General features: G+C 56.6%; 16 protein-coding genes and 2 pseudogenes. 4 read left to right on the forward strand and 14 right to left on the reverse strand.

Annotated features, from left to right (window positions below; translation table 11 throughout):
* Positions 1-11: 11 nt before the first annotated feature.
* On the reverse strand, positions 12-3,191 hold the full coding sequence (locus OH491_RS00105; RefSeq protein ID WP_342750785.1) for a glycosyl hydrolase: 3,180 nt from the start codon (positions 3,189-3,191) through the stop codon (positions 12-14).
* Between OH491_RS00105 and OH491_RS00110 the strand changes: the two genes are divergently transcribed.
* Positions 3,190-3,363: a hypothetical protein gene (locus tag OH491_RS00110; protein ID WP_334319673.1), complete on the forward strand. Its 174-nt coding sequence runs from the start codon at positions 3,190-3,192 to the stop codon at positions 3,361-3,363. The two genes, OH491_RS00105 and OH491_RS00110, sit on opposite strands and share 2 nt — an antisense overlap.
* On the opposite strand, the gene OH491_RS00115 is transcribed toward OH491_RS00110, so the two are convergent.
* From OH491_RS00115 to OH491_RS28085, 13 genes and pseudogenes are all read right to left on the reverse strand, one after another.
* Positions 3,351-4,490 (reverse strand): LacI family DNA-binding transcriptional regulator, encoded by a 1,140-nt coding sequence (locus OH491_RS00115; RefSeq protein WP_068772715.1) that lies wholly within the window; start codon positions 4,488-4,490, stop codon positions 3,351-3,353. The genes OH491_RS00110 and OH491_RS00115 overlap by 13 nt on opposite strands.
* Positions 4,491-4,515: 25 nt before the next feature.
* Positions 4,516-6,405, reverse strand: coding sequence for a polysaccharide lyase family protein (locus OH491_RS00120; RefSeq protein WP_068772714.1), 1,890 nt, complete (start codon positions 6,403-6,405; stop codon positions 4,516-4,518).
* A gap of 50 nt (positions 6,406-6,455) precedes the next feature.
* Positions 6,456-8,729 carry a beta-galactosidase gene (locus OH491_RS00125; protein WP_342750786.1) on the reverse strand — a complete coding sequence of 758 codons (2,274 nt, stop codon included), beginning with the start codon at positions 8,727-8,729 and terminating at the stop codon, positions 6,456-6,458.
* A gap of 64 nt (positions 8,730-8,793) precedes the next feature.
* Positions 8,794-10,467: pseudogene (locus tag OH491_RS00130) on the reverse strand (rhamnogalacturonan lyase); the annotation flags it as partial.
* A 62-nt stretch (positions 10,468-10,529) separates the two neighbouring features.
* Positions 10,530-12,179, reverse strand: a complete 1,650-nt coding sequence (locus tag OH491_RS00135; RefSeq protein ID WP_342750787.1) for a DUF5597 domain-containing protein — start codon at positions 12,177-12,179, stop codon at positions 10,530-10,532.
* A 55-nt stretch (positions 12,180-12,234) separates the two neighbouring features.
* Positions 12,235-14,529, reverse strand: coding sequence for a hypothetical protein (locus tag OH491_RS00140; RefSeq protein ID WP_342750788.1), 2,295 nt, complete (start codon positions 14,527-14,529; stop codon positions 12,235-12,237).
* A 140-nt stretch (positions 14,530-14,669) separates the two neighbouring features.
* Positions 14,670-16,061, reverse strand: coding sequence for a TonB-dependent receptor plug domain-containing protein (locus OH491_RS00145; protein ID WP_342750789.1), 1,392 nt, complete (start codon positions 16,059-16,061; stop codon positions 14,670-14,672).
* A gap of 76 nt (positions 16,062-16,137) precedes the next feature.
* Positions 16,138-18,501 (reverse strand): autotransporter outer membrane beta-barrel domain-containing protein, encoded by a 2,364-nt coding sequence (locus OH491_RS00150; RefSeq protein WP_342750790.1) that lies wholly within the window; start codon positions 18,499-18,501, stop codon positions 16,138-16,140.
* A gap of 59 nt (positions 18,502-18,560) precedes the next feature.
* Positions 18,561-19,865: a TonB-dependent receptor domain-containing protein gene (locus OH491_RS00155; RefSeq protein ID WP_342750791.1), complete on the reverse strand. Its 1,305-nt coding sequence runs from the start codon at positions 19,863-19,865 to the stop codon at positions 18,561-18,563.
* A complete protein-coding gene (locus tag OH491_RS00160; RefSeq protein WP_342750792.1) occupies positions 19,786-20,151 on the reverse strand; it encodes a hypothetical protein in 366 nt (121 codons plus the stop codon). Before OH491_RS00160 ends, OH491_RS00155 begins: the two co-directional genes overlap by 80 nt.
* Before the next feature lie 70 nt (positions 20,152-20,221).
* Positions 20,222-21,619, reverse strand: a complete 1,398-nt coding sequence (locus OH491_RS00165; RefSeq protein WP_342750793.1) for a TonB-dependent receptor — start codon at positions 21,617-21,619, stop codon at positions 20,222-20,224.
* Positions 21,620-21,956: 337 nt separating this feature from the next.
* On the reverse strand, positions 21,957-22,367 hold the full coding sequence (locus tag OH491_RS28080; protein WP_425429184.1) for a hypothetical protein: 411 nt from the start codon (positions 22,365-22,367) through the stop codon (positions 21,957-21,959).
* Between the two features lie 84 nt (positions 22,368-22,451).
* On the reverse strand, positions 22,452-23,279 hold the full coding sequence (locus OH491_RS28085) for a hypothetical protein (RefSeq protein WP_425429185.1): 828 nt from the start codon (positions 23,277-23,279) through the stop codon (positions 22,452-22,454).
* Between OH491_RS28085 and OH491_RS28090 the strand changes: the two are divergent.
* The 3 genes and pseudogenes from OH491_RS28090 to OH491_RS00180 form a co-directional block, all read left to right on the forward strand.
* A pseudogene (locus OH491_RS28090) lies at positions 23,279-24,154 on the forward strand (two-component regulator propeller domain-containing protein); the annotation flags it as partial. The gene OH491_RS28085 and the pseudogene OH491_RS28090 overlap by 1 nt on opposite strands.
* Before the next feature lie 119 nt (positions 24,155-24,273).
* Positions 24,274-25,032 carry a sensor histidine kinase gene (locus OH491_RS00175; RefSeq protein WP_342750795.1) on the forward strand — a complete coding sequence of 253 codons (759 nt, stop codon included), beginning with the start codon at positions 24,274-24,276 and terminating at the stop codon, positions 25,030-25,032.
* A gap of 20 nt (positions 25,033-25,052) precedes the next feature.
* Positions 25,053-25,691: a response regulator transcription factor gene (locus OH491_RS00180; protein WP_068772708.1), complete on the forward strand. Its 639-nt coding sequence runs from the start codon at positions 25,053-25,055 to the stop codon at positions 25,689-25,691.
* Positions 25,692-25,981 lie beyond the last annotated feature (290 nt).

Below are 25,981 nucleotides of genomic sequence, written 5' to 3' on the forward strand. Positions count from 1 at the left end.
CGCGGATTCGTCTACTTGCCAGTCGCCCGCAAGACGACCGGGCCGAGCAGGCCCGATGGGCGGAGTCGGTCACTGGGTTTGTAGGGGTTAAAGGTCGCCCATGACACACGCTGCGATTCCGGTAATCCCGAGTCCGCTATCAGTCGATTTGCCCAGGTGTTGATGATCTTCACCTCAAGCCGGTTTTTCCCGAGGCGAAGCGCCTTGGTCACATCCACCGCGTAAGGTGCCTTCCACAGCGCGCCCAAATCAACTCCGTTCAACGTCACCGAGGCCACCGTTTCCACGCGACCCAGATCAAGCATCACATTCCCGTCAGGCATCGCCGACAGGTCAAACTCCTTCGCATACGTCGCCGCGCCGGAGTAGTTGCGGACACCGGAATCGGAATGCGCCGTCCAAGAAATCAACGCAGGAAATGCCAACTGCTCTGGTGCGCCGGTGCCCGGCTGGAATCCAACCTGCCACGGGCCTGAAAGTTTTTTCAAGACGGGAATTTCCCCGACAAGACCGGGAGGCGTTTTCTTTGGAGCCGGTTCGTCGCGAAACACGACAAAGAGCGAGGCATTGGCTTCCAACTGAAGCGGCACTTCGATGCGGTTCTGTTTCGCACAGAATCCGGGCAGTGCGGTGATCTCCCCCGTTTCGGGATTCCATGCCTGCGGAACCCGTCCGTGCACCCGGAATTGCCCGGCAAATGTCGCGGGTTTTACGCCACGGTTTGCCACAAAATAAATGTCTTCGACGTCGGTGCGACGGTGCGCGAATATGATTTTTTGATCGGTGAATACCGCTTCAAAATCCTTCGGAACCCCCAGTCCATTCAGAATTTCAGCCGGCGTGCGCCCCCAGACCACGCGCCCCTTGCCGGTCGCATGCTCGCCTGACGTTCCCATCCGGCCCGTCCCCCACAATTCATCGGCAATTTTTCGAACCTCCGCGTCGCCGGCAGCACCATCGGCGAGGCTGCGCGATCCGATGGGTTTATTTGTTGCGAGAACGACCGCCCCCTGCGTCACCAGTGTTTTCAAATGGCGGGCGGCGGCGAGCGTCATGTGATCACCGCCCGCAAGAACCAACACGCTGTAGCTCATTCCGCCCGGCATCACCACGCGACCATCTTTCACACCGGCCATGAGCAGGGGCTCGTCTCCGCATACGTCGTAATCATAACTGTCCGGTGGAGCGGGCCGCATCCGCGCCGGGAAAATTTTCAGAGGGACATCATTTCCCAAATGATAGAGCAGATCAATCACCGGCTGTCCCTGACGCATCATGTGCGAGGACCGGGCGAGCATGTTCCAAAAACCGCCGCTATATTCCCACCATGTGTTGTGCCGTTGATACGGGAGATAATAACTATCCTCCGTAACTCCGGGCTTTCGATCGTCCCAGGGCTGATGCACGTAGGCGAGCACGACAAAATAGTTGATTCCCAATGCCAGCGCGTTGTCCGCGAGGGGTTTTATTCTTGTCAGCGTAACGTCGGCGGGACTGCCTGTGAACGCCTCGGCCGCCGCGAGCGAAAGACCGTAGAGGTGAGCGGCGGACGATGCTTCCTTGAGGTCGAGCGTTCCGTCGCGCTGGCTCAGCCAAAATTCGGACATCGGAATATCGGTGCGCCCCTTGGACTGAATGTTATCGACCGGGAGGCAGGTAGCGATGCCGGGGGCTTGCGCCATCACCGTCATGCCGTTGGCGTGGCAGAGTCGTTGAAATTCCCCGTAGTAGAGATCGGCAATCATGTCGGCGCATGTGCGCCGCACGTCGGTAAGAAACCGGTCCGATTGCTCGCGGCTGCCCACCACGCGTCCCGCCATGCTCGGCAAAAGGCGCCGCAAATCATAACCGCGCCTCGCCTGAAACTGTGCGGGAAAATCAGCCGTCCAGTTTTGTGAACCGGTCTCGGCGCTATCAATGTGGATTCCCGCCAGTCGCGCGCCTGGAACACTTCGTACTTCATTCAAAATTTTCCCGACATAATTGTCGAACTGCACCTGCGCCGCTTTCGCGCTCATCTTGTCACATTCCAGTCCCTTGCTCTCGGGGCGGCTGTGCTTGGTCGATGCTCCCGTCGCGGTGTGGCCAAAGCGCAGGATCGTCCACCGGCCGGGTGGCGCGTCCCAAACCAGCGTCCCGTCAGGGTTGAGCCGGTTGGTCAAATCAACGATTTTCGCCGGATCAATCACCTCGTGCGCGGCGTAATCCGGGGTGCGATCAGGATCTGCGAAGTCGATGTAGTTTGCCGATTTCACCTCCCATTGATCAATGCGTGCTTCGCCCAATAGCTCGACGCTGCCGATGTGCAAATCGTCATCCTTGTAGAGCTTGTTGGGCCCCCAATCATGAAGGTTCAAGCGAAAGAATCGCGCCGTCTTTGCCGGAAAAGCCAAGGTTTGCCGTTGGCGTCCGTCGAGTTGGAGTCCGCGCTGTGGCAGTGTGCAGACGAACTCCCAGTGAATCCCGTCATCGCTCGCCTCCAACTGGCCGAGGGGTGGATGCGGATGCACGCCCTGCCCGTAATTGTCATCGCTCCAATTTCCGGGAAGCTGCGTGGCCATGATGAGGCCCTTGGTGTTCGGCCGTTGCGCAAACACAATACTGCGTGCCGTAAACGGCCTGCCGTAGTCGATTTGAATCAATGTCGGCTGGCCTTTTGGCAAAGGTGGAATGCGGACTTTCTTGCCGTCGCGAGCGAACATCGTGGCCAAATCAAGCCCGGCCGGTTTGCAGGTGAGGACGGGCGGCTGGGCGGCTTCATTTCCAGCCGGTGAGGGATAGGCCAGCACCGCGACATCCCGATAGAAACCATGCATCGTCGGCGGTTGTGGCAACTTCCCGGAAAACGTGCGCCCGCCAAAAACCACAATTTCGCTGGAAACCAGCCGCTGCAAACCAAGCTCCGGCGTGATCCACGGCCCTCCGGCAACAAAGCCGGGCCCTACATTTAATTCCAAGGACATGCCAAGCCGCGCACACTCGGCCGCGGCAAACCGGACTCGCGCCATAAAATCGGGCGAAAGGCTCTTGTAGGCATCGGGCGCATCGCTGAAGACCTGCTCGTAGATAACCACACCACCGAAACCGACGCGTTTCATCGCTTCGAGATCCTGCGTGATGCCATGCTCCGTGGTGACGGACTCGCCCCAGAACCACCAAATGGTGGGCTTGGCCGATGACGGCGGATTCATGAATGACTCCGGTTCCAAAGCCGCAGCGGGCATGGTTCCAACGAGGGCCAGCAGGCAAGCCAGCAACACACTTATTTTCATTTTTGTTTCTTTGCGAGGCATGACCGTTTTTGAGCAATATGATGTTAATGCTATATTGTATGCTTTCCGCCCCAGCCATCACTTTGCCTGACCCGGGCCGATGTTAGAGCTGTGACGGGGTTTGGCTTGGCTGGCGGGGCCATGCCATCGCCGCGATAAAAGTTCGGATGCGCGTACAGTCGGACCATCAATCCATTGCGCAGGGATAAGCGTGGTCGATGGATGCTCCGAAATACCGTATTCGTTGCGGTAGATTTGCCCGGTAACTTGTTCAATGCCGCGCGCGCCGAGCAACCGGGGCTGCTGGTCGAGGCCCGCACAGGCTATGCCGGGATTCTGCGTTGTATTCAGGCAAAAATATCCGTGTGTCGTCGCGATTTTTGCACCGCATTCGCGCATCCAATCCATGACCTTGGCATCAATGCAGAGCACAACATCAGGATTATGTTCTGTAAACCACGTCGAAAACGCTGCGCGATCAATCACGGGAGCGATAAGCGTGGGAACTTCCGGGTTATTGTAATCGTAACCGTTTTTGAACATCCAATAGGCGTCACCCCAGCGATGGAGCAGTCGCTCCTCGCCATATTGGTTGAGCACGAGACCGGGCCGCCGGTAACCGAGCGCGTGCAGGCGGTGGAGCACCATGTTCATCGCATTGTAATGATTCGGGCAGATACTATGAAACGCGTTCTCGCCGATGCTATAGTCCGCGTAGACGCCTGCATAACGCGACCAGTCGAAGTTGTTTATAGTGTTGTGGTTTTTCACCGGCAGCAGGAAAACGCCGGATATGCCGCCTTCATGAAACATGGAAACGAGTTGTTCCTGAGTAGCGGCGCCACTATGGCGGCGGGTCGTGTCGAAAGTTTTTATTTTGAAGCCGAGTTGTGCGGCACGTTCGCTGGCGCCTTTTACGATTTCACTGATATAGCAAGCCGGACCGAACGGACGGTTTTTCGAACCATCAAGGTCAACGAGAGCAACCACACCCTGAAACGCGGTTCCTCGTTTGCGGCGCATTCCGGCCATGACTGCTCCGGTAAGCGGATTATGCTGGTAGCCCGCGGCCTTCGCCGCTGCGTGGATGCGTTTGCGGGTTTCGGCTTTTACGCTCGGTTTGTTGCGCAAGCCTTGCGCGACAGTCGTGTGCGAAAGACCGAGCACGCGGGCGAGATCGCGGACTGATGTGGCGCTTGAGATTTCCTTGGGTTTCACGTTAAGGTTTGGCTACACGGTGTTTTTATGGCGTGGCTAATCGTGTGCCTGCGGCTTCCAATCGCAGATAGTCGTATTGTGTGGTTCCTGTCTTGCCCTTTCCCATTACTTGCGAAATGGCGATGGTATTCGTGCCTCGCTTTAACAATCCGGGCGGAATTGCTATGCGTGTTTCCGCGAATGGGCCATGGCTGCCCAGGCGAATCGGCGCATGGGCGGGGTGCGGCGTTTTATACGTGCCTATCTGCGTTCCGTTGACGGTGACCATCAACGTGCTTTCCGAGGACGCCAATGCGATATACAACGATGCCGGCGCATCTTTGGCAGGCTTGTCGGCCAGCGAGAATTTGATCGTCCATGGCGCCGGCCCGAACTGCGCATAATTCCAATCCTTGCGCCAATCGCTCTTGCCCACGGTGTAAGTCAAACCGCTTTCGGACTCGGATCTGGATTTGGCGAACGTCGCCCACTGCGTATAATTAAAGGCGCCGTTGTGAAATTCTTGGGAATCGCGGTCGGGGATGCCGATTTCCCACAGTGTGTCCGCCACCCGCGGCGGCGTCCACAGCACAGTGCCCACATCCAGCGCCTTGCCCGCGCTCACTTCGATATTCGCTTGCTTAAAGGTGCCGATATTTCCCGCGCCAAAGGCCCACAGATGGTAAACGCCGGGGAGCACGTGCGGAATGCTGAAGCGTCCGTCCGCAGACGTTTTTACCCAGAATTGATACGTTCTGCCCTGCAACTGGAAATCGGTGCCGTTGTCGTCCGGCGCCAAGCCTATCCATGCGCCAGCGGCTGTCGCCGCAGGGTTGCCGCCATCGCTCACCTTCAATGTGCCACTGACCGTGCCCCGCCCCGATTCCTGCACATAATCAGCATTCTTGAACCAGCTGTAAGGCCACGCTGACCGTTCGGCCACCGCTTGCGCCTGTGCGTCGTGCCACAGCGATTCAACGACTTTGGATGACGAATCGGAGGCCGCACCCTGATAACTGTTCGCATAGACAAAGAACGGGCCGTAGGTCTTTTTGAAGACGCTGCCGGCCGCCATGGACAACTTGGTGCCTTGGCTATAGTGCGAACCATTGAGCATATTCAACAGCGCATGGTTCATGTGTCCGGTCAGCTCCCGCTTCATGGGGCCGCCGTTGTAATACTCATGGCTGGGAATCGTCATCCAGATGCCTACGCGTTTGCTGGTGCTGCTCCAGCCCCACACGTTGAGGTCGCCCAGGTCCGCGCTGTAGGAGTATTTGCATTCGAACTGGCCTGCGTAAATGCCGCTGGTCAGCAAGGTCACCTCCTTTGGCGCACCCTCCACCGGCACGGAGGCGACCATGTCTTCCAATGTCGGCATTTTTCTCTGGCGCAGAGCATCGACACTGAGCCAGTCGAAGAGGGGACTGATATATGCGTTCGAGCGCCATTCGCCGACGTCGGTGCGGGGGTAGGACGCAGGGTGGTTCAGCATGGCAGTCGCGTAATAGCCCTGCGTGCCGCGTTTCAGGCTGTAATAGATGTCAACATCCATGGCCGCGTCGGCGGACTTGCCGGACCAGGGGCTGTGGACCTTCACTTCCGCATAATCGCCATGGTTGGAGGCGGGATCGGCAGTCACCATCGCCGTGCCGTGCGGCCCTCCATAGGCCGGCGTGTTCCAACTCCAGTAGAATCTGCCGCCGCCGTGACCGCCCTCGAACAGGTTCATGCCTTGATATATAAAGCTCCTGACGGAGGCATCCGTCTTGTTGATGCGAATCGCCACGATTCCATTGTCGAGAACAATGCTGTCGCCCTCATCCTTGAGCGACACGTCGGGGCCGTTCCCGCTGCCGCCACCGGGGACGTTGGCAAAACAAATGCTTGATGCCAGCATGCACGCGGCGACAAGAACAACTCGGATTATTTTCATGTGTCTTTGAATATGGGTTATTAATCGTATTTTGCGCGTCAGGCTTGGTCTCATTCGAGGACCTCGACTCCATTGGATTCGAGCTGGAGTTTGCCGCTCCAACTCTTGCCGGACAGGACGCCCTTTTTCTGTCCCTCGATGTCGATCTCGACCGACTTGCGGTTGGTGTTGACGTAGAGGATGCGACCGTTGACGACGCGGGCATAGACGCCCTCCGGCGTCACCGGGCCGCGCTTGATGCCGAGTTCCTGATAGAGCTGGCGGTAAAGGGGTTGGAGGACGGACGGCTGGGTTTGGGCGGCGACGTAGATCGCCTTGCCTTTGCCGAAGCGGTTGACCGTGACAACCGGAGGTGATCCCTCGATGCCGGAGAAGCGTGCCAAGACTTCCGCCGTGGACGCTTCGAGCACTTCGTGGAAGTTGATAGAGGTCTTGAATTCGACGCCGTTGATGGCGCCGGTCAGCGGACTCGGATTATTGTAGAACTCATGGGTTTTTAGGCCGAAAACGTCGCTGAGATTGCCCGGCAGAGGCGTGTTATACCATTGGTTGTTCTCGGTGACCTTCGCCGACGATGCCGTCATGACGACCGTGCCGCCGTCCCTGACGTAATTGCGCACAGCGTCGGTGGCCGCCTTGCCCATCAGATATTCGCCGGGGATGACGAGCAGCTTATACCGGCTGAGGTTTTCATGGCCGATGTTGATCACGTCCACATCGATATTGTCATTATACAACGGCGCATACGAATTGTGCTTATGATCCATGTAGGGCGTCGTATAGTAAGATTTGACCCTGTCCGCCGCCTGCCTCGATTCCCATGAATAGGAGATGGCGATTTCGGGATTCATCTCGCGCGGAAAGCCCAGTTTCTGCATCGTCTGAAACTCGCTGGAGATGACGATCCATTCATCGAGTTTCCATGATGGAGTGTCGTCGTGGTCGAGGAGGCCAAAGATAGTCTGTTCCTCACCGCCGAGGTGGCTGTTGAAAGTCCATGCCAGCACGGCTTGCCCGCCGTTCAGCAGGCCCAAATAACTGAGCATACGCGAGCGGCCCTTTTCGCCATAAAATCCATCACCGCCCGCCTGAAATTCGTTGAACCAGACCGGGGCTGACATCGCACCCTTCATCATCATGGTCTCGAACGCGCCATGGAGCGGATTGGTTGCGTAGTATCCAAAGGCGCCATGCGTGGCGTATTGGCGGTAGCTCGACAGCCAATCGAAGCCGAGACGCGGCCCGTCGGGCCACAGATTCGAGAGTGCGGGCTTGGAGGGCGCATGGTTTTGGCGGATGGATTCGAGGTCTTTCAACAGATTAATTGCCGCGTCAGACCAGAACCGGCGCATGTCGAGATAGCGCTCGTTGGGACTGGAGCCATCCGGCATGCGGATCTGATCCCAGTCGGTGATGTTGCGCGACCAGCGTTGCGTCGCCCACGCCTTGTTCAGGACCGGCAGGTCGCCGTATTTTACCTTCAGCCAGCCGATGAAACGCTGTCGGGCAGGCTCCGAGAACGACCTGTAACCGTTGCCCATTTCGTTGTTGTAGCCGATGGCGATGACGGCCGGGTGATTGCCATAACGCCGGGTAAATATATCGGCGAAGCGGTGCAGCAACCGGCGGTAATCCGGATCGGAAATATCGACCATATACCGCCTGGCCGGGTAAAGCGCCGTGCCGTCTTCCTTGGCGAGCGTGGCACCCGGATACTCCTGATGCAGCCATTGGGGGGCGATTGAGCCGCCGATATCGAGGACGACCTTGATCCCCGCCGCCTGCATCTGGTCCATGACCGAATCAAATGCCTCGAAGGTGAACTCACCGTTTCTCGGCTCGTAATAATCCCAGGACAAGTCGCCCATGCGCACGACCTGCAATCCCGCCTTTTTCATGCAGGCGATGTCGAGCTTGATCTGCCCGGGCGAGCGATCCACCGGCTGGTAGTTGACTCCGACAAATAGCTGGCCTTGGCCCGCCCAGTCCGCCCGGTTCTTCGCTTGCGGCGACACATTGAGGCCGCCCACGGTCAATTTCCGGGTGATGATTTTCGGAGCCGGCGGCGTTTTCATGCCGTCGCCGAGATAGAAGCTCGGATGCGGCGGCTGATTATACGCGGTGTTTTGCCAAGCAATGGCGACGCGATACTGGGAGTCGTGCATGAGCGTCACCAACCGTTGCTCGGTGGGATACGGCGTCGCGTAGATGCGCAGCGATTGATGATCCGCCGCCGCCCAGATCACCTCTTCGCGCCAGTCGCCAAGAATGTCCCCGCTGAGCACGGGCGCGCCCTTCGCAACCACACCATCCCCAGTCAGCAAACGCTCGGAGGCGCTGCTCCCGCCAATTCCACTTGTTGATGATGGTGTTCTCAAGTTGCTCGCGCAGGAGATCGCCATCCCACCAGATTGCGAATTTGTTCGTTTCCGGCTTGATCGTGCCGATTGAGTTGCCCTTCACGTCGCGCACATGGTCATCCGTCGCGCTCCAAGATTCCGCCCCAGGGTAACGCGGGTCGATGTCCATGATGATGCCGCGTCCATTGTCGCGGTCGCCGGAGGCGGTCCACAAAATCTTACCGGTTGCGAGGTCGATCATCGCCGTGACTATGCCTCCATTTTTGGAGGGCTGTTCGTGGACTCCGAACCGCGCAAGCCCCCGATTTGACGGGTCAAAGTCGCCGACGTGAAGAGCGTCGCCGTGTCGCAGTCCGGCCGACCAGAATCCGGTGCCGTTGTCGTCGAGGACCATCGATCCGTAGATGATCTCGTCGCGCCCGTCGCCGTCGATATCGGCGATGCTGAGTTGGTGGTTGCCTTGTCCGTCGTAGGCTTCGTTGCCGGACGTTGCGCTGTCGAACGCCCAGCGTTTTGTCAGTTTCCCGTCACGCCAATCCCATGCCGCGATTGTCGAACGCGCATAGTAACCGCGCGCCATGATGATGCTGGGACGCTGTCCGTCGAGATAGGCGGTGCCCGCAAGGAACCGGTCGGATCGGTTGGCGTAGCCATCACCCCAGATCTCTTTCAATTGCTCTGCCGTCGGCGCATCCGTGCGCGGATCGCGTGCCGGCCAGTAAGGTTCGCTGGCCAAGGCCTCGCCGGTCAGTCCATCAAAAATCGTTAGATACTCAGGGCCTTTCATGATGCGTCCCTGCAAAGGGGCGACCATGCGCCCATCGGCCTTTACCACGCCACCGGTCTTGTCGGTTGATGGTGTCTCGCCTCCGGGTTCCCGCCAGTCGGCGTTAGGGTCACCGAGGATCTTGCCGGTGCCATCTACAGTCCCGTCGCTTGTCCGCACTGCCATTTCCGCGCGCCCGTCTCCATCGTAATCGTAAGCCTGAAACTGCGTGTAGTGCGCTCCGGCGCGGATATTGCGGCCCAAATTGATCCGCCACAAGCGCTCGCCGTCCAGTGTATAGGCGTCGATATAGACCTCGCCAGTATAGCCATCGAAGGCGTTATCCTTGGAATTGGCAGGGTCCCATTTCAGGATGATTTCGTAACGACCATCGCCGTCCAGATCGGCGACACTGGCCTCGTTGGCCGAATAGTCATAGCGCTCCCCGGTCGGTGTGACGCCGCCGGGAGGGCGTTGGATGGGGACGCTGAGATAGCCGCTCGCCCAAACCGCAACCGGCCCGCTCGTCTCGATGTCTTTCCCCTCGACGCGGGTTCGGATCACATAGGTCGATTGCAGCGTTCCGGCTTTATCAATGATGTTTGTGCCTCCGCCCAAGGGGCGGGCATTTATCTTTTTGCCGTCTCGATAGACGTCGAATTCCGTCTTTGGCGCATCTGTCGCCAGCAGGCGCCAGCTCACCAGATTACCACCGTCTTTGGCCGGCACGGCTACCGCGCCTCGGTCCAGAGATTCCATCCAGCGTGGAGCCGGTTCCGCGCTTAATCCCGAGAGAAGTCCGAGTGTCGCCGCACTCAAGAGCAAACCTTGGCGCAGTCTGTATTTGCATATCGAAATCATATATTTCATACCTTTCATTTTTATATATGCCCTCCTTTCACAAGACGAGAGGACATCGGCCCCATGCGGAGACATGCGAAAGATAAGGCGGCCCGTGACCCGCCAAACGGATCGACGCTTATCCGTCTATTTTTATATTATTTATAGCGATAGAGTTTGATTTTCTGGATGCCAAACTTCTCCGGCGGCAGACGAAGATAGCGTCCTTGGCCGCTTTCATCGCCATTGAGCCAGCGACCGCCGACCCACTTGCCATCGGCAAATTCACCTTCGACGATCTGTTCGATGCCGACCCGATAACCTGATTTGGCGGCATCCGCGAACCTTATGATTACGCCCCTGCCGGCGGCCAGAAATTCATCCTTGCCGGTCTGGATGATCAGGCCGCCATGGGCGGCGATATCCTGTGTCTCTTTCGGGGTCCTGGAATCGACCATGGAAACCGTGAGCGTGTATCCACCCAGATCGAATATGCGCGGCTTTTCGTCCAGCACGCCTTCATAACTCAGCGGTGCCCTGAAGCCGCGAATGGTGCCCCTGCCCTGATGGGCGAGAATGATCGGCGCGATTTGATGCAGCACCCGGAATGCGTCCGTCAGGGCATGGGTTGAGGGATTGGGCAGCGTTTCAATGTGAAATGGCGCAAAACCGATGCCCTCCAGTTCGCCCAGAGTATAAAACGCGTTGCCGCCGGCGTCGGTCCTGCCGGCCCGATTGGCTTCGGGAACGAACACGGGATTGTCGGGGCGCTTGAACTGATCGGCCCAGTAAACATAGTTCGGGAAATAGGCGTCGAGGCCGATCAGGTCTATATCCGGACCTCCTGCTTTCCAGATGTCGAACACATGGGGAATGGGGCCGGCGCTTGGATACTGACCGGGCTTTTGGTCGGGACGATTAAGCGCCCCGTTGACATACATCGGCAGGTCGTAGGCCGCCTTGCCAGCCTTGGTCAGTTCATTGGCGAAGACCGAAAACCCCCAGGCCTGAAAGATTTCCTGCGCCTCGATACTGTCGCCAAAGACCTCCGACCACGTCCCTGCGGTTTTATAGCCCTTGTCGGCCCAGACGGCGCGGACATAGGGATGAAGGCTCGATTTGTTCTTTTGCAGGTAATCGATCAGGGACTTCGGAACATTGCCCTCAAAGGCTGCCTGCGCCTGGGGGCTGTAATCGCGCACGACCGGCAGCATGCCGATCTCGTTTTCAACCTGCACCATGACGACAGTGTGATTTTTATCGAACGTCTTCAGGTGAGCCATCAGGGCTCCGAATGCACGCTGGTTAGCCTTTAATGTATCCGGATCGTAGGGACTCAGGATGTCTTGCGGCACGCCTTTGTTGTCCTGGGCCTTCGCATAGGTTTTATAGTCGTGCTTGATATAGGGTGGCGCGTAGCTGGACATCGAATTTTTCCACGCACCGAACCACAACAAGACCACCTTCATATTATTGGCCTCGGCCTGCTGGACCAAACCTTCGAGCGGCGCGAAATCATAGACTCCTTCCGTTGGCTCAATCTGGTCCCATTCGACCGGGGCAATGACCGTATTCAGGCCGATGGTCTTGAACGTCCCCCAATGAGTGTTCAGATACTTGAGGTCCGAGGCGGTCGAGTTGCCGAGTTCGCCGCCCAGAATCAACATGGGTTTGCCATCGACGATCAGTTGCGTGACCGTGCCCTGCTTTTTCAGATGCGGCGCGTCGGCGGCGACAGCGCCGGGGGACGCGGCCACGGCAAGGCCGGCGAATACCATAGTTGCTATGTGGAATCGTGTTTTTTTCATGATTGAGGTGTCGGATTGGCTGAAGTTTATCGAAGTGATTTGGAGCTCGTTTCGATTAGAAATCGAATGTTGCTGACAAAATGAATGTGCGCGGATCAACGATACGATAGGAGGCGACAGAACCGTCATAATTGACCGCCACTGGCCGAAGACCTCCATCCTCGAAAACATCAACCACATTAAGCTGCAATTTCATGCGAACTTTTCCAGACATAATCTTGGTAGTATAGCTAATCCATAAATCCGTGTACCAGTTCGCAGAATCGTAAATCGGCCGGTTGACATCCGATCTATCAATATAGTTTGGGATGAGCGTATTTGCACCGCTGGATCGTCCGTAGTAACCAATGACTGATCTGTCTTCCCAACGCTGGCTGCCACCCACGGCAAATCCCTTCAACGCCGATTGGGTGAAAACATAATTCGTCAGGAAGGCCCAGCGAAATCTGCGCTGTCCCGGCGCAAGCCTGCCATCAAGATCAATCGCCGTATTTACTTGGGGAAGAACCACGTTGTTGAAGTAATTTCTGACATTCGTGCATCCATCGGTGCGGTCGATGCCGATTTCTGGAGTAAAACCGTAGCTGTCCCAGAAATTGGCGAGATTCACATTCCCGCCGCTGCTGGTTGTATAGTTTGCGTATTGCTGATATTGAGGCAGAAGATAATCCGCGGCCCTTGCATTGTCCCACGCAGGGCTTCGATGCGCATACCAAGCGGTGTATTCCTTAAGCACGTCGCTGTATCTGGTCTCTTGCTTGCCGCCGGTCAGTTTCATCGTCCAGTTTGGAAGCGGGTTGTAGGTGACCTGCACTTCAACACCCTTGGCATTTGCAGTTTGTGATGCAGCCGTGGAACCAATCTCACCGTAATAATTGTATGATTGTTGCCAGATTGTCGCCGTGGCATCCTGGATTTCCTGCTCGTCTGATGGTGTGAGCGTTTGTCCGCCAGCCCAATTTGCGACCGTTGGGTCACCGAACTTGTTAATGAGCGCAATTTGGCGCGCCCACTTTCTGAAGGACGTGGTATCAAGGTGATCCTTCAGGCGGGTAATCGCACTGCCACCAGTTATGCGCTCATTGTCATTTGATGCCTCAAACCACGTCACGCGGGCGAATAGCTTGTTTTTAAACAGCGAAAATTGGACGCCCCAGTCTGTGCCCTCTCCCGTGGGTTTTGGGAGCGGCTTGCCAAACAAGTCCACTTGCGCGGCATCGGGCGCATTAAAGTTGTCTGATTTGTTATAACTAACGCCAAAACTGCGGACAAACTCCCACCATAGGGAACCGCGATCAGCACGGCTTTCTATCGCTTCCCAACCTTGGAAAGGTTTCAGAACGCCACCAATTGTGCTCGTGGTGCCGCTCAACTCATCCCACGGCTTCCAGCGTGAAAATACTTTGTCGATTTGATAAACACCGTCCACCCATTTTTCGGCGTTGGTCAGCGCCTTGGATATTACGGTCTTAGTGACAGGATCGGTAATGGCAGCACCTTCCTGGGCTATTGCTCGTGCGCGATAATCATCATAACGAATGCCCAATGTCGTTATCAGCCTCTCGGCCCACCAATAGCTGGTGATGCCACCGGACCACGACGCGAGCCGTCGTTGGTTCCTTCCCGTGGTTTCGCTGCGAGTCACCAAGCCCGTCGTCATCGAAACCGTTTCCCATTGGCTGGTGGCGTAATTATAGACAGTAATATCACCGGTGTATGCATTGCGTCCCCATTCGCCGGAAGCCTGTGTGACCGTGCCATAGGGATCTCCGGGTTTGGACAAGTAGTATTGGCGCTGCAAGGCATTCTGCTGGTAATTCCAACCGGTAGGCGTGCCATCCGCATTATTCTGCGGATTGTTCATAAAACGGTATTGGCCGGCGATGTCGCCACCCACAAATTGAGGCCGTTTTCTATACAAAGTCTTGGTTACATCCTGATAGGAAAACAGACCTAAAATCTGATGACGCCCCAGCCATTTCGTCCAATTTTTATTTTTTGAGAAATCGGGAGTGAAGGCAAGCATCGCGCGATAATTGTCCGCAGTTTCAGAGTTCACGTATATTTCCGGGTCCTGGTCGCGAACAAAAACCTGCCCGAGATACGGATTCAAGGAGCCGTCCGGCAATCTCACGTTTGTATCCACATAGAGTGTATTGACGTCCAGCGTCGCAACCGTGTGGCTCGAAAATGAATCGAAATCCTGACGGAGCCAGCCCGCGCTCAAATGCAAAAGATTTGGCAATATTTCCTGTTCCAATTCCAGGTTATAATTGGTGTTTCTATCATTGCCATAATTCATCTGAAGCGTGTTGATCTTCTCCCAGTTGTAGATTTTTTTGTCCGTCACGCCGGAATACATGTATCCCGAGACATCGACCGGGGCCGACCAGCCGCCAGAGGCCGTGGTGATGGAGTTATAGGCGGCATCCCAGACTGGATTTCCGTTGATATTATCAGCAGGAATGGCGTTTGGATAAGCGGGAGCGACTATCGGCCATGTGTCCGCATTTGCCGCCGGATTTGCGCCTTTGCCCCATTGAGTGCGGTATTGAACGGCAGGGGTAAACCAGCAACCAAATTGCCATCGGCAATCTGCATGACTGTGCGGCCGAGATTCGGTATGCCAGACGCGATGCCAGGAACAAACAATATGGAATTGGCGTTTGTAAACGCCCCCGTACCATAGATGGCGACGCCATTATAGCTGGATTCCGGAACGTCGGAGGCGTTGATTACCACATTCCATTTGGAAGGATCATAACCTGGCAGTGATTTAATATAGTTTCTAGTCGCATCCGTTCTCGGCGAACGGGCTGACATGGCAAAAGGCGCGCTTACGGCCCCCGTGTCCAGCGAGGTGAAAGTCCCTGTCGCGGAGTCGTAAACCGGACGCCCGCCCTTTACCCATTCGGTCACAAAATCGCGCGGCGTCATCGAGTTGGGCCGGCGATTGTCATTCGTGTAACCTTCCACGCTTGCGCGAAGGATTGTCTTCTTGAACGGGCGGTAGGTGATCGCGCCATATTGGCGGCGTGTAATATCGTAGGACGGCTTTCGCTCGAATTGTTGGTCATTATATACAAATGCGCCATAGACAGCCAAGGTGTCTTTTATGAGAGACTTGTTGAAATTAAAACTGGCACGGGTTGACGCACGATCATCAACACGGAATGATGCCTGTGCGGTGTTTTTGTTTAACAGGGCCTGAGCGGTGCTTTGATTTACGATGCCGGCGGGGCTGCCCATGCCAAACAACATGGAGTTTGGCCCGCGCGAAATTTCCAGTGATGCCGTGTTGTAAGAATCGAAGGGCACCTGTGGATTGGCCGGATAATAGTTCAGTGCCGAGCCGGGCACTCCCAATCCGCGGACACGATTGGCGGTCGCATTGGTTTGCACGATTCCGGAGCCGCCACTGTTTGCCGCAATCGTGTCGGCGACACCATCGCTCCGGGCTGACAATATCCCCGGCGTATAAGTCGAGGAACCTTCGGTGTTCACCTCGTAACGAAACACATCATTGATATCCAACGATGCAGTGTCTTCCATCTGCTGCTTCGTAATCACCGATATGGATGCGCCCAAGTCGGCGATATTTGTCTTCATGCGGCTGCCAGCGAGGGTGTTCTCGGCAAAATAGCCCTTTTCTTTTTTTGAATCCACTTGGAAAGGCGACATCACGATTATGTCGTCGGAGGGCCTGCTATCTGTAGTAGTAACAACCGGGACGCGGGGATGAGATTCGGCGGGATCTGTATCGGATTGTTTAACAGCCTGCGCCATCACCAGCGAAGACGATATTAACATGCCACTGGCCGCTGCTATTAGATAGTGATACAGGGCGGGGGGATTTTGAGATGCGCAGGGCATGGTTTTCATTATTGTGATGTTTGGAGTCACTATACGTTGTTGTTGTTGCTTTGGCGGAGTTTCACTCGGATATCGTCCCGTTTTTTTAGAAACGGTATCCGACACCGGCGCGCACGGAGATGGTTTGATCGACAATGATATTTGAGTCGTTGCCATAGCTGGCAAAGAGCGAAAAGCCGTTGGTGTAATCGACGGAAAAACCGCCTTCGATGCGCCAGCCGTCGCGATCAAGCCTTCTGGCCAAAACTTCGATGTCGCGATCCAATACGTTTGCCCTGATATGCCGATCACCCCCTTCGGCGTCATGCATGTAGAAAACATTGAGGAAGGGACGGATTTGCGCCTTGCCGCGAAGGATGTCGAAAGTGCGAGAGAAGCGGAAACCGGCGGAGAGGAGTACCGCCTCCGCGCTTTGTTTTTCGACGTGGATCGGCACGAGAGTATCGCCGGTTTCAGTGAACGGGTCCGCGTGCCACTTTGTGTAGGCGACGGCGACGACCGGCGCAATGTCGAGGATCGGCGTGGGAATATTGTAGGCGAGTTGGAAACGGAAGCCGGAGTGCTTGCCGTCGGTGTCGGCCTTGGCGTAGCTGCCGAGACGGGAACGGACGACGCTGCGGTCGGCCGAGTAGTCGTCCATGCCGTAGAATGCGAGGGCATCGAGTTGGAAAGCGGCTTTGCGGAAGCGTGCGTAGAGCGCGCCGGTGATGCTGGAGGAGTCGCCACTGCTACCGGAATCGTCCGGCGATAATCGGTGTAGTTGTAAGATAGGACGGCACCGGCAACAAATCCGTGCGAAAGCACGGTCCGCGCCGAGATAAAAATCGTAGGGTTTGAAATTGAAGTATTCGTTGTTGGCGGTTGTCGAAACAGTGGACTCGGAGCGCGAGGCTTGCGTCCAAACATTGAACTTTTTCGAGGCAGCGTCCCCCGCTCCGCTTACGCTGAGGCGGTGCGAGACACTTTCCCCAAGCGCGGACGCGGAGATGAGCGCGGCGGGCCACCACGCTTGGTAGGCTTGCGGGCCGAGCTGATTGAGAACCTGTCCATAGGCGCGCGCGGTGACCTGCGCATCGAGGGAGAGAATGAGTTCGTCAGGGATGATGTCCATGGCGTCATCGACGATGCGGGCTATGCCGAATTGGTTGGCCGTCAGGCCGGAAACCGAGGCGAAGGGAGCGCGGTCAATCGAAATCCATATTTCAGTCTCGCTGCCGGCAGCCGGGCGGAATTCGTATTCGGCGATGGAGGTGAGTGAAAACGCGTTCTGGTTCCAGTTCGAAAAATCGCCGGTGATGGCGCCGGTGATAGTGGCGACTTTATACTCCGCGGCGCGCAGTGCGAATTCGGAACCGGCGCCGATGCCGACAGAAAGTTGACCGCCGCTTTCTATCGCAAGATTGCCGGCGATGATGAGCTGGTTCCATGTGGAATTGTCGAAGAAATAGAAGTCGAGCATCCCCCCATTTCTGAGAGTGACGTCGCCGTTGACAGTAAGCGTGCCCGCAGTGTCGATCGTTGTGCCGCCGCCGCCAAGCCGTCCAGTGTTTTCGAGAACAACATTTCCATTGATGCGGCCTGTGCCGCCTATGTAACCCCTGCGGTCGCCAATGGTGGATACGCTGCCGTTGTGGATGCCGTTGATGAGAAGGGTGCCCCGATTGACTCTGCTATAGATCTCCGCGCTATCACGATTTGCGAATTCCACAACACCGGTTGTTCCAATAACGATGACATCGCCGTCGCCCTCGCCGAAACGAAGCGCGTTGCCCCCAGCGCGTGTGGAGTAGAGCGTGCCGGAAATGACGGAAGAATAACTAATGGTGGACTCGGTGTTGCCAAATGTCACGAGAGTGCCCTGCTCGGAATGCAGCGAATAAATGTTCGGAGACGCGAGGCCTTCAATGAAGTGGATTTCCGAGCCGGTTTGCATGCTGACCTTGGCACCCCAAAAACCGCCGCCACGCGCCGTCAACCAGTTGCCGGTGGCCGCAGTGACTGTGATGCGCGTGTGGTCCCCGAGGGTAAGGTTGTAGGGGATGTCATAATTATTGCTGTTGTAGGAATAAAACCCGGGACCGTCCAATTCGAGGTCGAGCCAGCCGCCGCCGGTGCTTTGGAGCGCGATGTTTGCAACGCCTGTGGAAGGCGTGACTGCGAAGCCTCCGATCTTATATGAAACGCTTGAGGCGCTGGCAGAGGATAGGACGAGGTTTCGCGAGGTGCCGGTGGCTAGCCACTGAACGCGGTCACTGGAGCCGGGAATGGCACCCGAACTCCAATTGGCGGGATTGAGCCAGTTTGAGTCAACAGCGCCAGTCCAGTCAACGGTGGCGACAGGGCGGCCGCTGGCTTGCGCGACTGCGCGGGGAGCGCCCCCAATAAAGACAATGGTGGCGGCGAAAACAGCGACGACGAGCGCCGAGGCGGGTAAGGGTTGTTGTTTCATGACGGCGAGTGTTGGAAGATAAAGTTTCGTTTATGTTAAAAATGGCGCCCCGGGGCATTTCAGTGGAAGTTGGCTTTTATGGCCACGGCGATAGTGGTGCCACCGACATAATGGCGAACCGCGCGGTCGTAGCGTGTGTATTTTTCCTTTTCATTGAGGATGTTTCGCCAGTCGAAGGACAGCGTCCAAGTATTGGAGAACTGCCAGTTGAAACTGACATCCCAGCGGTCGCTCGGGGCGACGTAAACACCGTCGTCGCCCATGCGGAATGTGCCCTCCTCGACGGAACCGACGCTGGTCGGATTGCGGCGCAACCAGCTATCGCACCAATAGTAGGCCACCGTGGCATACCAACTGCGCGCGCGATAGGTGAGGCGCGCGTTCAGCACCTTGCGCTTCATATTGAGGATTTCGATATCGCCTTCCGGCTTGGCATAGCTGAACGAACCGTAGAAATCGAGGTTCTGCAATGGGGACGGCAGGAACTTAAACTGTTTGAAATTCTGGCGATAGCTGAACTCGTAGCCGCTCATCTTGGCGGTGCCCACGTTCTGCATGGTTTGCACCCAGACCGGATAGTCAGTAAACCAATCCAGAAGCCCGGGCATTATGTTATCCGCCCAGCCCGTGGTCTGGAGGATGTAGTCGTCGATCTCCTTGTAAAACCACCCGGCGGTCACCACGCCGGAGTTGGGCAGGTAATATTCAACACTGAGATCATAATTGGTGCTGTATTGCGGCTTCAGCGCGATGTTGGCCCGCTGGAAGGTGTAGTACTGATTATCAGCATTAAATGAAAGCGAGTCGGAGGGAACGAGCTTGGTCATGTCAGGGCGCTGGATCGACGTCGTGTATGCGGCGCGCAGGATGAGGTTCGCAACCGGCTCATATTTCAACTGCGCGTTTGGAAACCAATTGTCGTAGGAATTTTCCCCGCGGGCGATTTGATCGCGAACATCGACACCTGTGACCAGGGTCGGCGGCGTCGTGCTCCAGTCAATTCCGCGCGACCAGCCGGAAGTCTCGACTTCCGTGCGTTCATAACGGGCGCCGGCCATTATATTAAAGTTGGCTATCTGCCACGATCCCATGAAATAACCGGCGGCGACGGACTCGGAGATGTCGCGTGTGTAACGGGCCAGATATGTGTAATAATCGGCTTCGTTTCTTGTGAACATGTCCGGATTATTATAAAAATATTCCGTGACTTTTTGCGTGCTGATCCAGTTCGGGATCACCGAGCGGGAGGCGTCCGAGGAATCCAGGAAATTAGGATCATAAAACTCACTGTAATTTGGCGTGGAGGTTGATCTTGAGATTGTAATCGGAGCGGAGACTGTGCGTCTTGCGGTTCCAATCGACATAAGATCCGCCGGCCCGGAGCGCGAGCGGATGGCCAAACAATGTCACCGGCGCCATGACGTTAAATTTGCCGCCGTTGCGACGGTCGGTAAGGAGCTGGTCATAACTTTGGACCAGCAATGTGGTCCAATTGTCGAGGTCGAGCCAGTCATTGGTGGAAGTTGCGTCTATCTGGGTAATTGTGGCGCCATCCTCATGGCGCGCATCGCTCAACACGAAATGGCCGAGCGGGCTTTGGAGCGTGATGCTGTTGATGCCATTGGCGCCTTTCGTAAACGCGCGGGACATGTAGCCGTCGTAGTCAAGTTTGCCCCACGAGAATGTGTGCTTGACGCCCGGATTGACAGACCAGTTTTCATTATAACGTCCCTGCGAGGAGCGCCATTGAGGACATCGACCAATAGCCGTTGATATCCATCGTGTCAAAATCCGAGTTTGCCGCATCATACGTGCTTCCCCCGACCCTGCCGATGCGCAGGCGATGATAGTGGCTGTTCAATTCCTTCCCGTCATTATATGATGTCCGCAGGAAAATGGAGGTGTTGCGGGAGAGTTTGTAATCGAGATTGAGCGAGGCGGTGCGATATTGATTGCGTGAACTGCGCTCCGTCATCAGCCAGTCGTTGAGGAAACCCTCCGTGCCGGCGGAGGGAAGCTCTCCGGAGGGCAGCGAAGGGTAGGTGTCGCCGAATTCACCAAGCTCAAAGCTGTAGCGGTAATTTTCGTAGGCATTAAGCGTGAACGAGACGCCGAGCGTGTTGTTCAAAAACGCCTCGGAATAATAAAAATTGAACCCCGGCCCCCATTTGCGGGACGGCTCGGCGCCACCGGCATTGGAACTGCCGAAGTCGAGCGCCTTGGTATTGAGGTTGAGGTTGAGTCCGAATGAAACGCGGCGGCCTTTTTGGTCGAACGCGTTTTTCGTAATCATGTTTACAACGCCACCGCTGGCGTTGGCCGGGGATGAAGGGGGAGGCACTTTATACACCTCGATTGTTTCCACGGCGGCAATCGAAAATGTTTTCAGCGAGACAGCGCGGTCGTAATCATCTATTGCGCTGAGGCCGCTGTTGGCGAGGACGTTGCCATCGGTCGTGAAGGTGGTGGCGTTCGGGCTGATGCCGCGCACAGAAAAGTCTTTGACGTCCTCACCGTCATAATTGACAAAAATGCCGGGGATGTTTTTCAGAATTTCACCGGCATTGGTGTCGAGGATATTGCCAAATGCATCAGCGGAAACGACGTTTTTCATCACGTCCGACTGCCGCTGCTGGCTGATGGCGAAAGCCTGTCCCTCGCGCTCGGCGGCGACGACAAAGGCATCGAGCATGTAGATTGAGGAGGAAAGCGAAAACTCGACGGTGGCTGCGACACCGGCCTCGACGATCACGGTTTTTGTCAGGCTGTCGAGGTCGGAATAGGTGACGCGCAGCGAATGCTCGCCCGGCGCGAGACCGGTGATGGTGAATGAGCCGCTGGAATCGGTAGTGGAAGCGGGGGCAGTCGCGCCATCGAGATAAACGGGCGCGCCGGGGAGGGCGTTACCGGTCTTGGCGCTGAAAACGCGGCCAGCGACAAAGCCAGTGGATGCCGCTTGGGCATCAAGTTGCGGGCCGACTGAAAAGATGAACCCGAATGCAAGCAACGCGGGCAGTGCTCGTGTGATTGCTCCGACTTGCTTGGCGGCAAGTGCGATTTTGTCAAACAGCGAAACGGAGGCTGCATGTGATCGGGGATTGGCAGGTTTGCAGTTCATGTGGTTGGTTGGGTTTAGTATGAAAGTAATTCTATTCGCATCACGCGGCGGCTCGTTTTATGTTCGGATACCCAAGGGTGCGTCGTGTTTGCATGATAGGGCAATTGTGTCATTGTAATATGGAAACTGGTTTGGGGCAGAGGGCTTGTCGCCGGGGTTTATTCAGCTTCTAGGGGGCGCAGGGCGTTCAGGATTGAGGCTAGGGTGGGTTTTAAGTGACAATATCAAATTGGCGGGCGGCTGCTATCGGTCATTTGAGGTATTTTTTTGCGATTGCATTTGTGCTAATATCCGTGCCGTCATGCTGGAAATGACGCCCCATTCACTGATGCAAAAATCAGCCTGCGCTCCGTCCTGGCTCGGATTGCGCAGGTGGTTTTGCGTCGGTTACGCCGTCCTTGTGCGGCTCGTGACGTTCGACTCTTGGCTCGACGCACAGGAGGCCTCGCCCAATTTGCACACACGCACGTCCGGCTTCATTACGCGCGGCTGGGATGCCGAGGACGGACTGCCGCATAATGCAGTCAACAAGGTCATCCGCGACAGGCATGGTTTTCTGTGGGTCGCCACACAGCTCGGCTTGGCCCGTTTCGACGGACGACAATTCGTAACTTACCGCGTTCCCGACGATTTTACGCTGGGCGGCTACAACATCCGTGCGCTTGCGCTGGAGGACGATCACACGCTGTTGATGCTCACCGGAGGCGACAAACTGGTGCGCTTGCGCGATGGTGTTTTCGAGCTGCATCCGGCAAATGGCAAGATGGAGGGTTCCCGCATGCGCGAACTGGCCGTCGATGAGAACGGCGACATCTGGATTGGCACGGAAACATCAAAATGCCTGCGATGGAATGGCAACGAGCTGCAAACATTCGGAGCCGCCGAGGGCGTGAACGCGCGCGGCGCGTCCTTTACTTTTGCGAACGGCCAGCAGAAACGCTTGTGGGTGGCGGGCGGCGATTTTCTCGGCTGGCATGACGAGGAAGGTTTGCACGAATACGCGCACAAGACAGGTAATTCGTTCTACGTCGCCCCGGCGCGCTCCGGAGGCGTGTGGGTCGCCGCGCGCGAGCATCTGGCGAAAATCGAAAACAACCGCTGGCGCATCGTTTATTCCGAAACAGACTGGCCGGCGCGACGGCTCGGCATCCAGGATATTTTCGAAGCGGACGACGGGGCGCTTTGGATCGCAACAAAACGCGATGGCGTCTTTCGCTTGGTGGACGGCGTCCTGACGCACGTGCCCATGCCCCAGGAACGAGCGATGTCCATCACGGACGACATCGACGGCAATGTGTGGCTGGGCATGCACGGTGGCGGCCTCGTGCGAGCCAAGCCACAACGCCACGTGCTGCTCAACACCGCCGCCGGTTTGCCGTCGGATGTGAGTTCGTCGGTGTGCGAGGATGGCAACGGCGCTCTCTGGTGCGCAAATCAATCCGGCGGCCTTGTGCGCATGAAGAACGGCAACATTAGTATCGCCACCATGGCTGCGGCGGAAAGCATTCCCTACATCAGCAGTGTTTGCGCCGACAAACACGGGCGTATCTGGGCCGGTTCCGTCAGCGGGCTCTATTGGACGACGGTCAAGGGCAACGGCCCGCACGACGGCGGTGGCGAGCGATGGCTTTTGCAACATTACGCCGGCAGGAAAGGTCAATGTGCAGTCGCTTTTTGCGCATCCAATGGCGATCTTTGGGTCAGTTGGGGTGGCAGGCACCTCGGCGTATTGCGCGCTGGGAAAATGCACGAATTCACACAAACCGACGGATTTCACGGCGAGCGCGTCATGGAATCGCCGAGCGCAAAAATGGCGAAATCTGGATCGGCATCGTGCGCGACACGCTTCTTCGCTTCGACCAGAACACCGGCAAATTTGAGCAACACCCGCTCCACGACTCCACACGGTTCAACCGCATTCACTCGCTCTTTGTTGATAGCGAAGACCGGCTCTGGATCGGCACGATTCAAGGATTGCTCCTCTGGCGCGGAAACGAATCGCGGCTCTTCACGCAAGCGGACGGCCTGCCCGACGAAACCATCAACCAAGTCGTCGAGGACGACTATCGGCGCCTTTGGGTCAACAGCCGCCGTGGCATATTCCACGCATCCACAAAACAACTGCTCGCCGTTGCGGACACCCCCGGGAAAAAAGTTTCCGCAATCCTGCTCGGACACGACGAAAACCTCGATGGTATTTCCGGCCTGCTCGGCAGCCAGCCCATGTCCTGCAAAACGCGCGACGGACGCGTCTGGTTCATCACCTATCGCGGCGTTATCGGCTTCGATCCGCCGGACTCCCGCGAGGCACGCAAGCCCCTGCCGGTTTATATCGACGCCATCGCCGCAAACGGCCGCGCACCGATCATCCCGGCACCCGGAGCCGAAACGCGCATCCCGTCCGGCGCCATCCCCCTCGAAATCCGTTTCACCGCGCTCAATTTCTCCACTCCCGAGCGCACCCAAATATGGCGCATGCTCGAAGGCTACGACCCTGAGTGGATTGATGCCGGCGGCGAGCGCAAAGCCATCTACCCGCGCCTGCCTCCGGGACGTTATGTGTTTCGCGTGCAGGCGGGCGATTCGGACAGCGGTATCCTGACGCAGTCGGAAGCGTCGCTCATCATTATCGTTGCCGCCGCGTGGTGGCAAACATGGTGGCGCGCACCTTCGCCCTGCTCGTTTTTGCCACGATTGTCGCATGGTGCGCGCGCCGCATGTCCTTCCGAATTCTCAAGCGGCGCTTGCGCCGCCTTGAGCACGAACACGCGCTTGATCGCGAGCGCACCCGCATCGCGCACGACCTGCACGACGACCTCGGCGGCCACACCACGCAAATCAGTTTTGTCGCAAACAGGCTTTTGCGACAAAGTCCGACTCTCGCACAACAAGAACTGCTCACGCGCCTCACATCACTCGCGCATCAACTCGTGGAGGACTTGCATCGGATAATCTGGACGGTCGATCCGCAAAACAACTCATGGGAGGATCTGGCGACATATATCGCGCGTTATGCCCAGCGACGGCTTGCGGGCACCGGCATCGCGTGCATCGTTGAGGGTATCGAAAACATACCCGATCTGCCTCTGACACCCGAAGTTCAACATCACCTGCTCGCAGTGACCAAGGAAGCTCTCAACAACATGCAAAAACACTCGCATGCGGATCGTGTCACCATCCGCTTGTCCGCGAACGAAGGGCTGTTCCGTATGTCCATAAACGACAATGGACAGGGCTTTGATGTGGCCGCCGCAGTGGGCGAAGACGACGGCAACGGCCTCCGCAACATGCATACTCGCATGAAAGAGATCGGCGCGAACATTAAAATCGAGAGTTCCCCCGGAGCAGGCGCGCAAATCTCGGTTGAATTGCCGTTCCGGCGCGATCATCCTCCATTAAGCCAACATCAATGAATCATTAGAAACATACCCTCATGTCCATCAAGGTAGCAGTTGTTGAAGACAATGCAGACATCGCCCGCGACATCGCCCAAATCATAACGGAAACGCCTGATTTTGAGCTGTGTTGCGTATGCCGAAACGTGCAAAGCGCCCTCAAGCGGATTCCGCCGCTCATGCCCGACGTTGTCATCATGGACATCAACCTCCCCGACGGCTCCGGCATACAGGCCACCGAAAAAATCAAGCGCATCATTCCGCACACCGAGGTAATGATTCTTACGATTTACGAAAACACCGAGGAAATATTCAAGGCGCTCAAGGCGGGGGCCAACGGCTATCTGCTCAAACGCTCCAGTGGCGAGGAAATCGTCACCGCAATACGCGATCTCATGAACGGCGAAGGGCCCATGACGGGAGAAATCGCACGCAAAGTCATGCAGTTGTTTCGCAAGCCTGACGTGGCCGCGCAAACCGATGCCCTGAAGGAAAAGCTCACCCCGCGCGAAATCGAAATTCTGCAACTCCTATCAAAGGGGCACACCTCGAAGGACATCGCCCGTGAGATTTCCCTCAGCGCCTTCACCGTGCGCACACATTTGAGGAACATTTATGAAAAACTCCGCGTGCATACTCGCACCGAGGCCGTCGTGAAGTTCCTCAAGGGAGACTGAGTCGCGCAACCGCTACATCGCGCCCCTTGCGGCGCAGACGTCAAATCTGCCTCGGCGCGATTTGATTAGAGCCTGTTATGCACTTGTATCAGCCGCCTCAGAGAGGGAATTGTTTTGGAAAGAGTCAAAAATGGCCCAAATCCATCGTTTTTCAGTTTCAATTCTGAGCCCTCTCCTATGAGAGAGCTTTTTCAAAGTGCATAACTGGCGCTAGGCAGGTTTGGCCGCCCGTACTGCAAAAATACCTCATATGTGCGATAGGCGCGCCGTCGGGTTTTTGTTAGTCTAGG

Origin of the sequence: Termitidicoccus mucosus (assembly GCF_038725785.1) — a bacterium.
Classification (GTDB): domain Bacteria; phylum Verrucomicrobiota; class Verrucomicrobiia; order Opitutales; family Opitutaceae; genus Termitidicoccus; species Termitidicoccus mucosus.

Coding starts and splice junctions, on each gene's coding strand:
- OH491_RS00110 (WP_334319673.1), top strand. CDS start 3,190: ATGAATGACTCCGGTTCCAAAGCCGCAGCGGGCATGGTTCCAACGAGG.
- OH491_RS00165 (WP_342750793.1), bottom strand. CDS start 21,619: ATGAACTGCAAACCTGCCAATCCCCGATCACATGCAGCCTCCGTTTCG.
- OH491_RS28080 (WP_425429184.1), bottom strand. CDS start 22,367: ATGCAGCTCGAAAACACCATCGCGCAAGCGCACCAGTTTGTCGCCTCC.
- OH491_RS00160 (WP_342750792.1), bottom strand. CDS start 20,151: ATGTCCCGCGCGTTTACGAAAGGCGCCAATGGCATCAACAGCATCACG.
- OH491_RS00135 (WP_342750787.1), bottom strand. CDS start 12,179: ATGAAAAAAACACGATTCCACATAGCAACTATGGTATTCGCCGGCCTT.
- OH491_RS00145 (WP_342750789.1), bottom strand. CDS start 16,061: ATGAAAACCATGCCCTGCGCATCTCAAAATCCCCCCGCCCTGTATCAC.
- OH491_RS00175 (WP_342750795.1), top strand. CDS start 24,274: ATGGTGGCGCGCACCTTCGCCCTGCTCGTTTTTGCCACGATTGTCGCA.
- OH491_RS00155 (WP_342750791.1), bottom strand. CDS start 19,865: ATGTCGATTGGAACCGCAAGACGCACAGTCTCCGCTCCGATTACAATC.
- OH491_RS00120 (WP_068772714.1), bottom strand. CDS start 6,405: ATGAAAATAATCCGAGTTGTTCTTGTCGCCGCGTGCATGCTGGCATCA.
- OH491_RS00150 (WP_342750790.1), bottom strand. CDS start 18,501: ATGAAACAACAACCCTTACCCGCCTCGGCGCTCGTCGTCGCTGTTTTC.
- OH491_RS00180 (WP_068772708.1), top strand. CDS start 25,053: ATGTCCATCAAGGTAGCAGTTGTTGAAGACAATGCAGACATCGCCCGC.
- OH491_RS00105 (WP_342750785.1), bottom strand. CDS start 3,191: ATGAATCCGCCGTCATCGGCCAAGCCCACCATTTGGTGGTTCTGGGGC.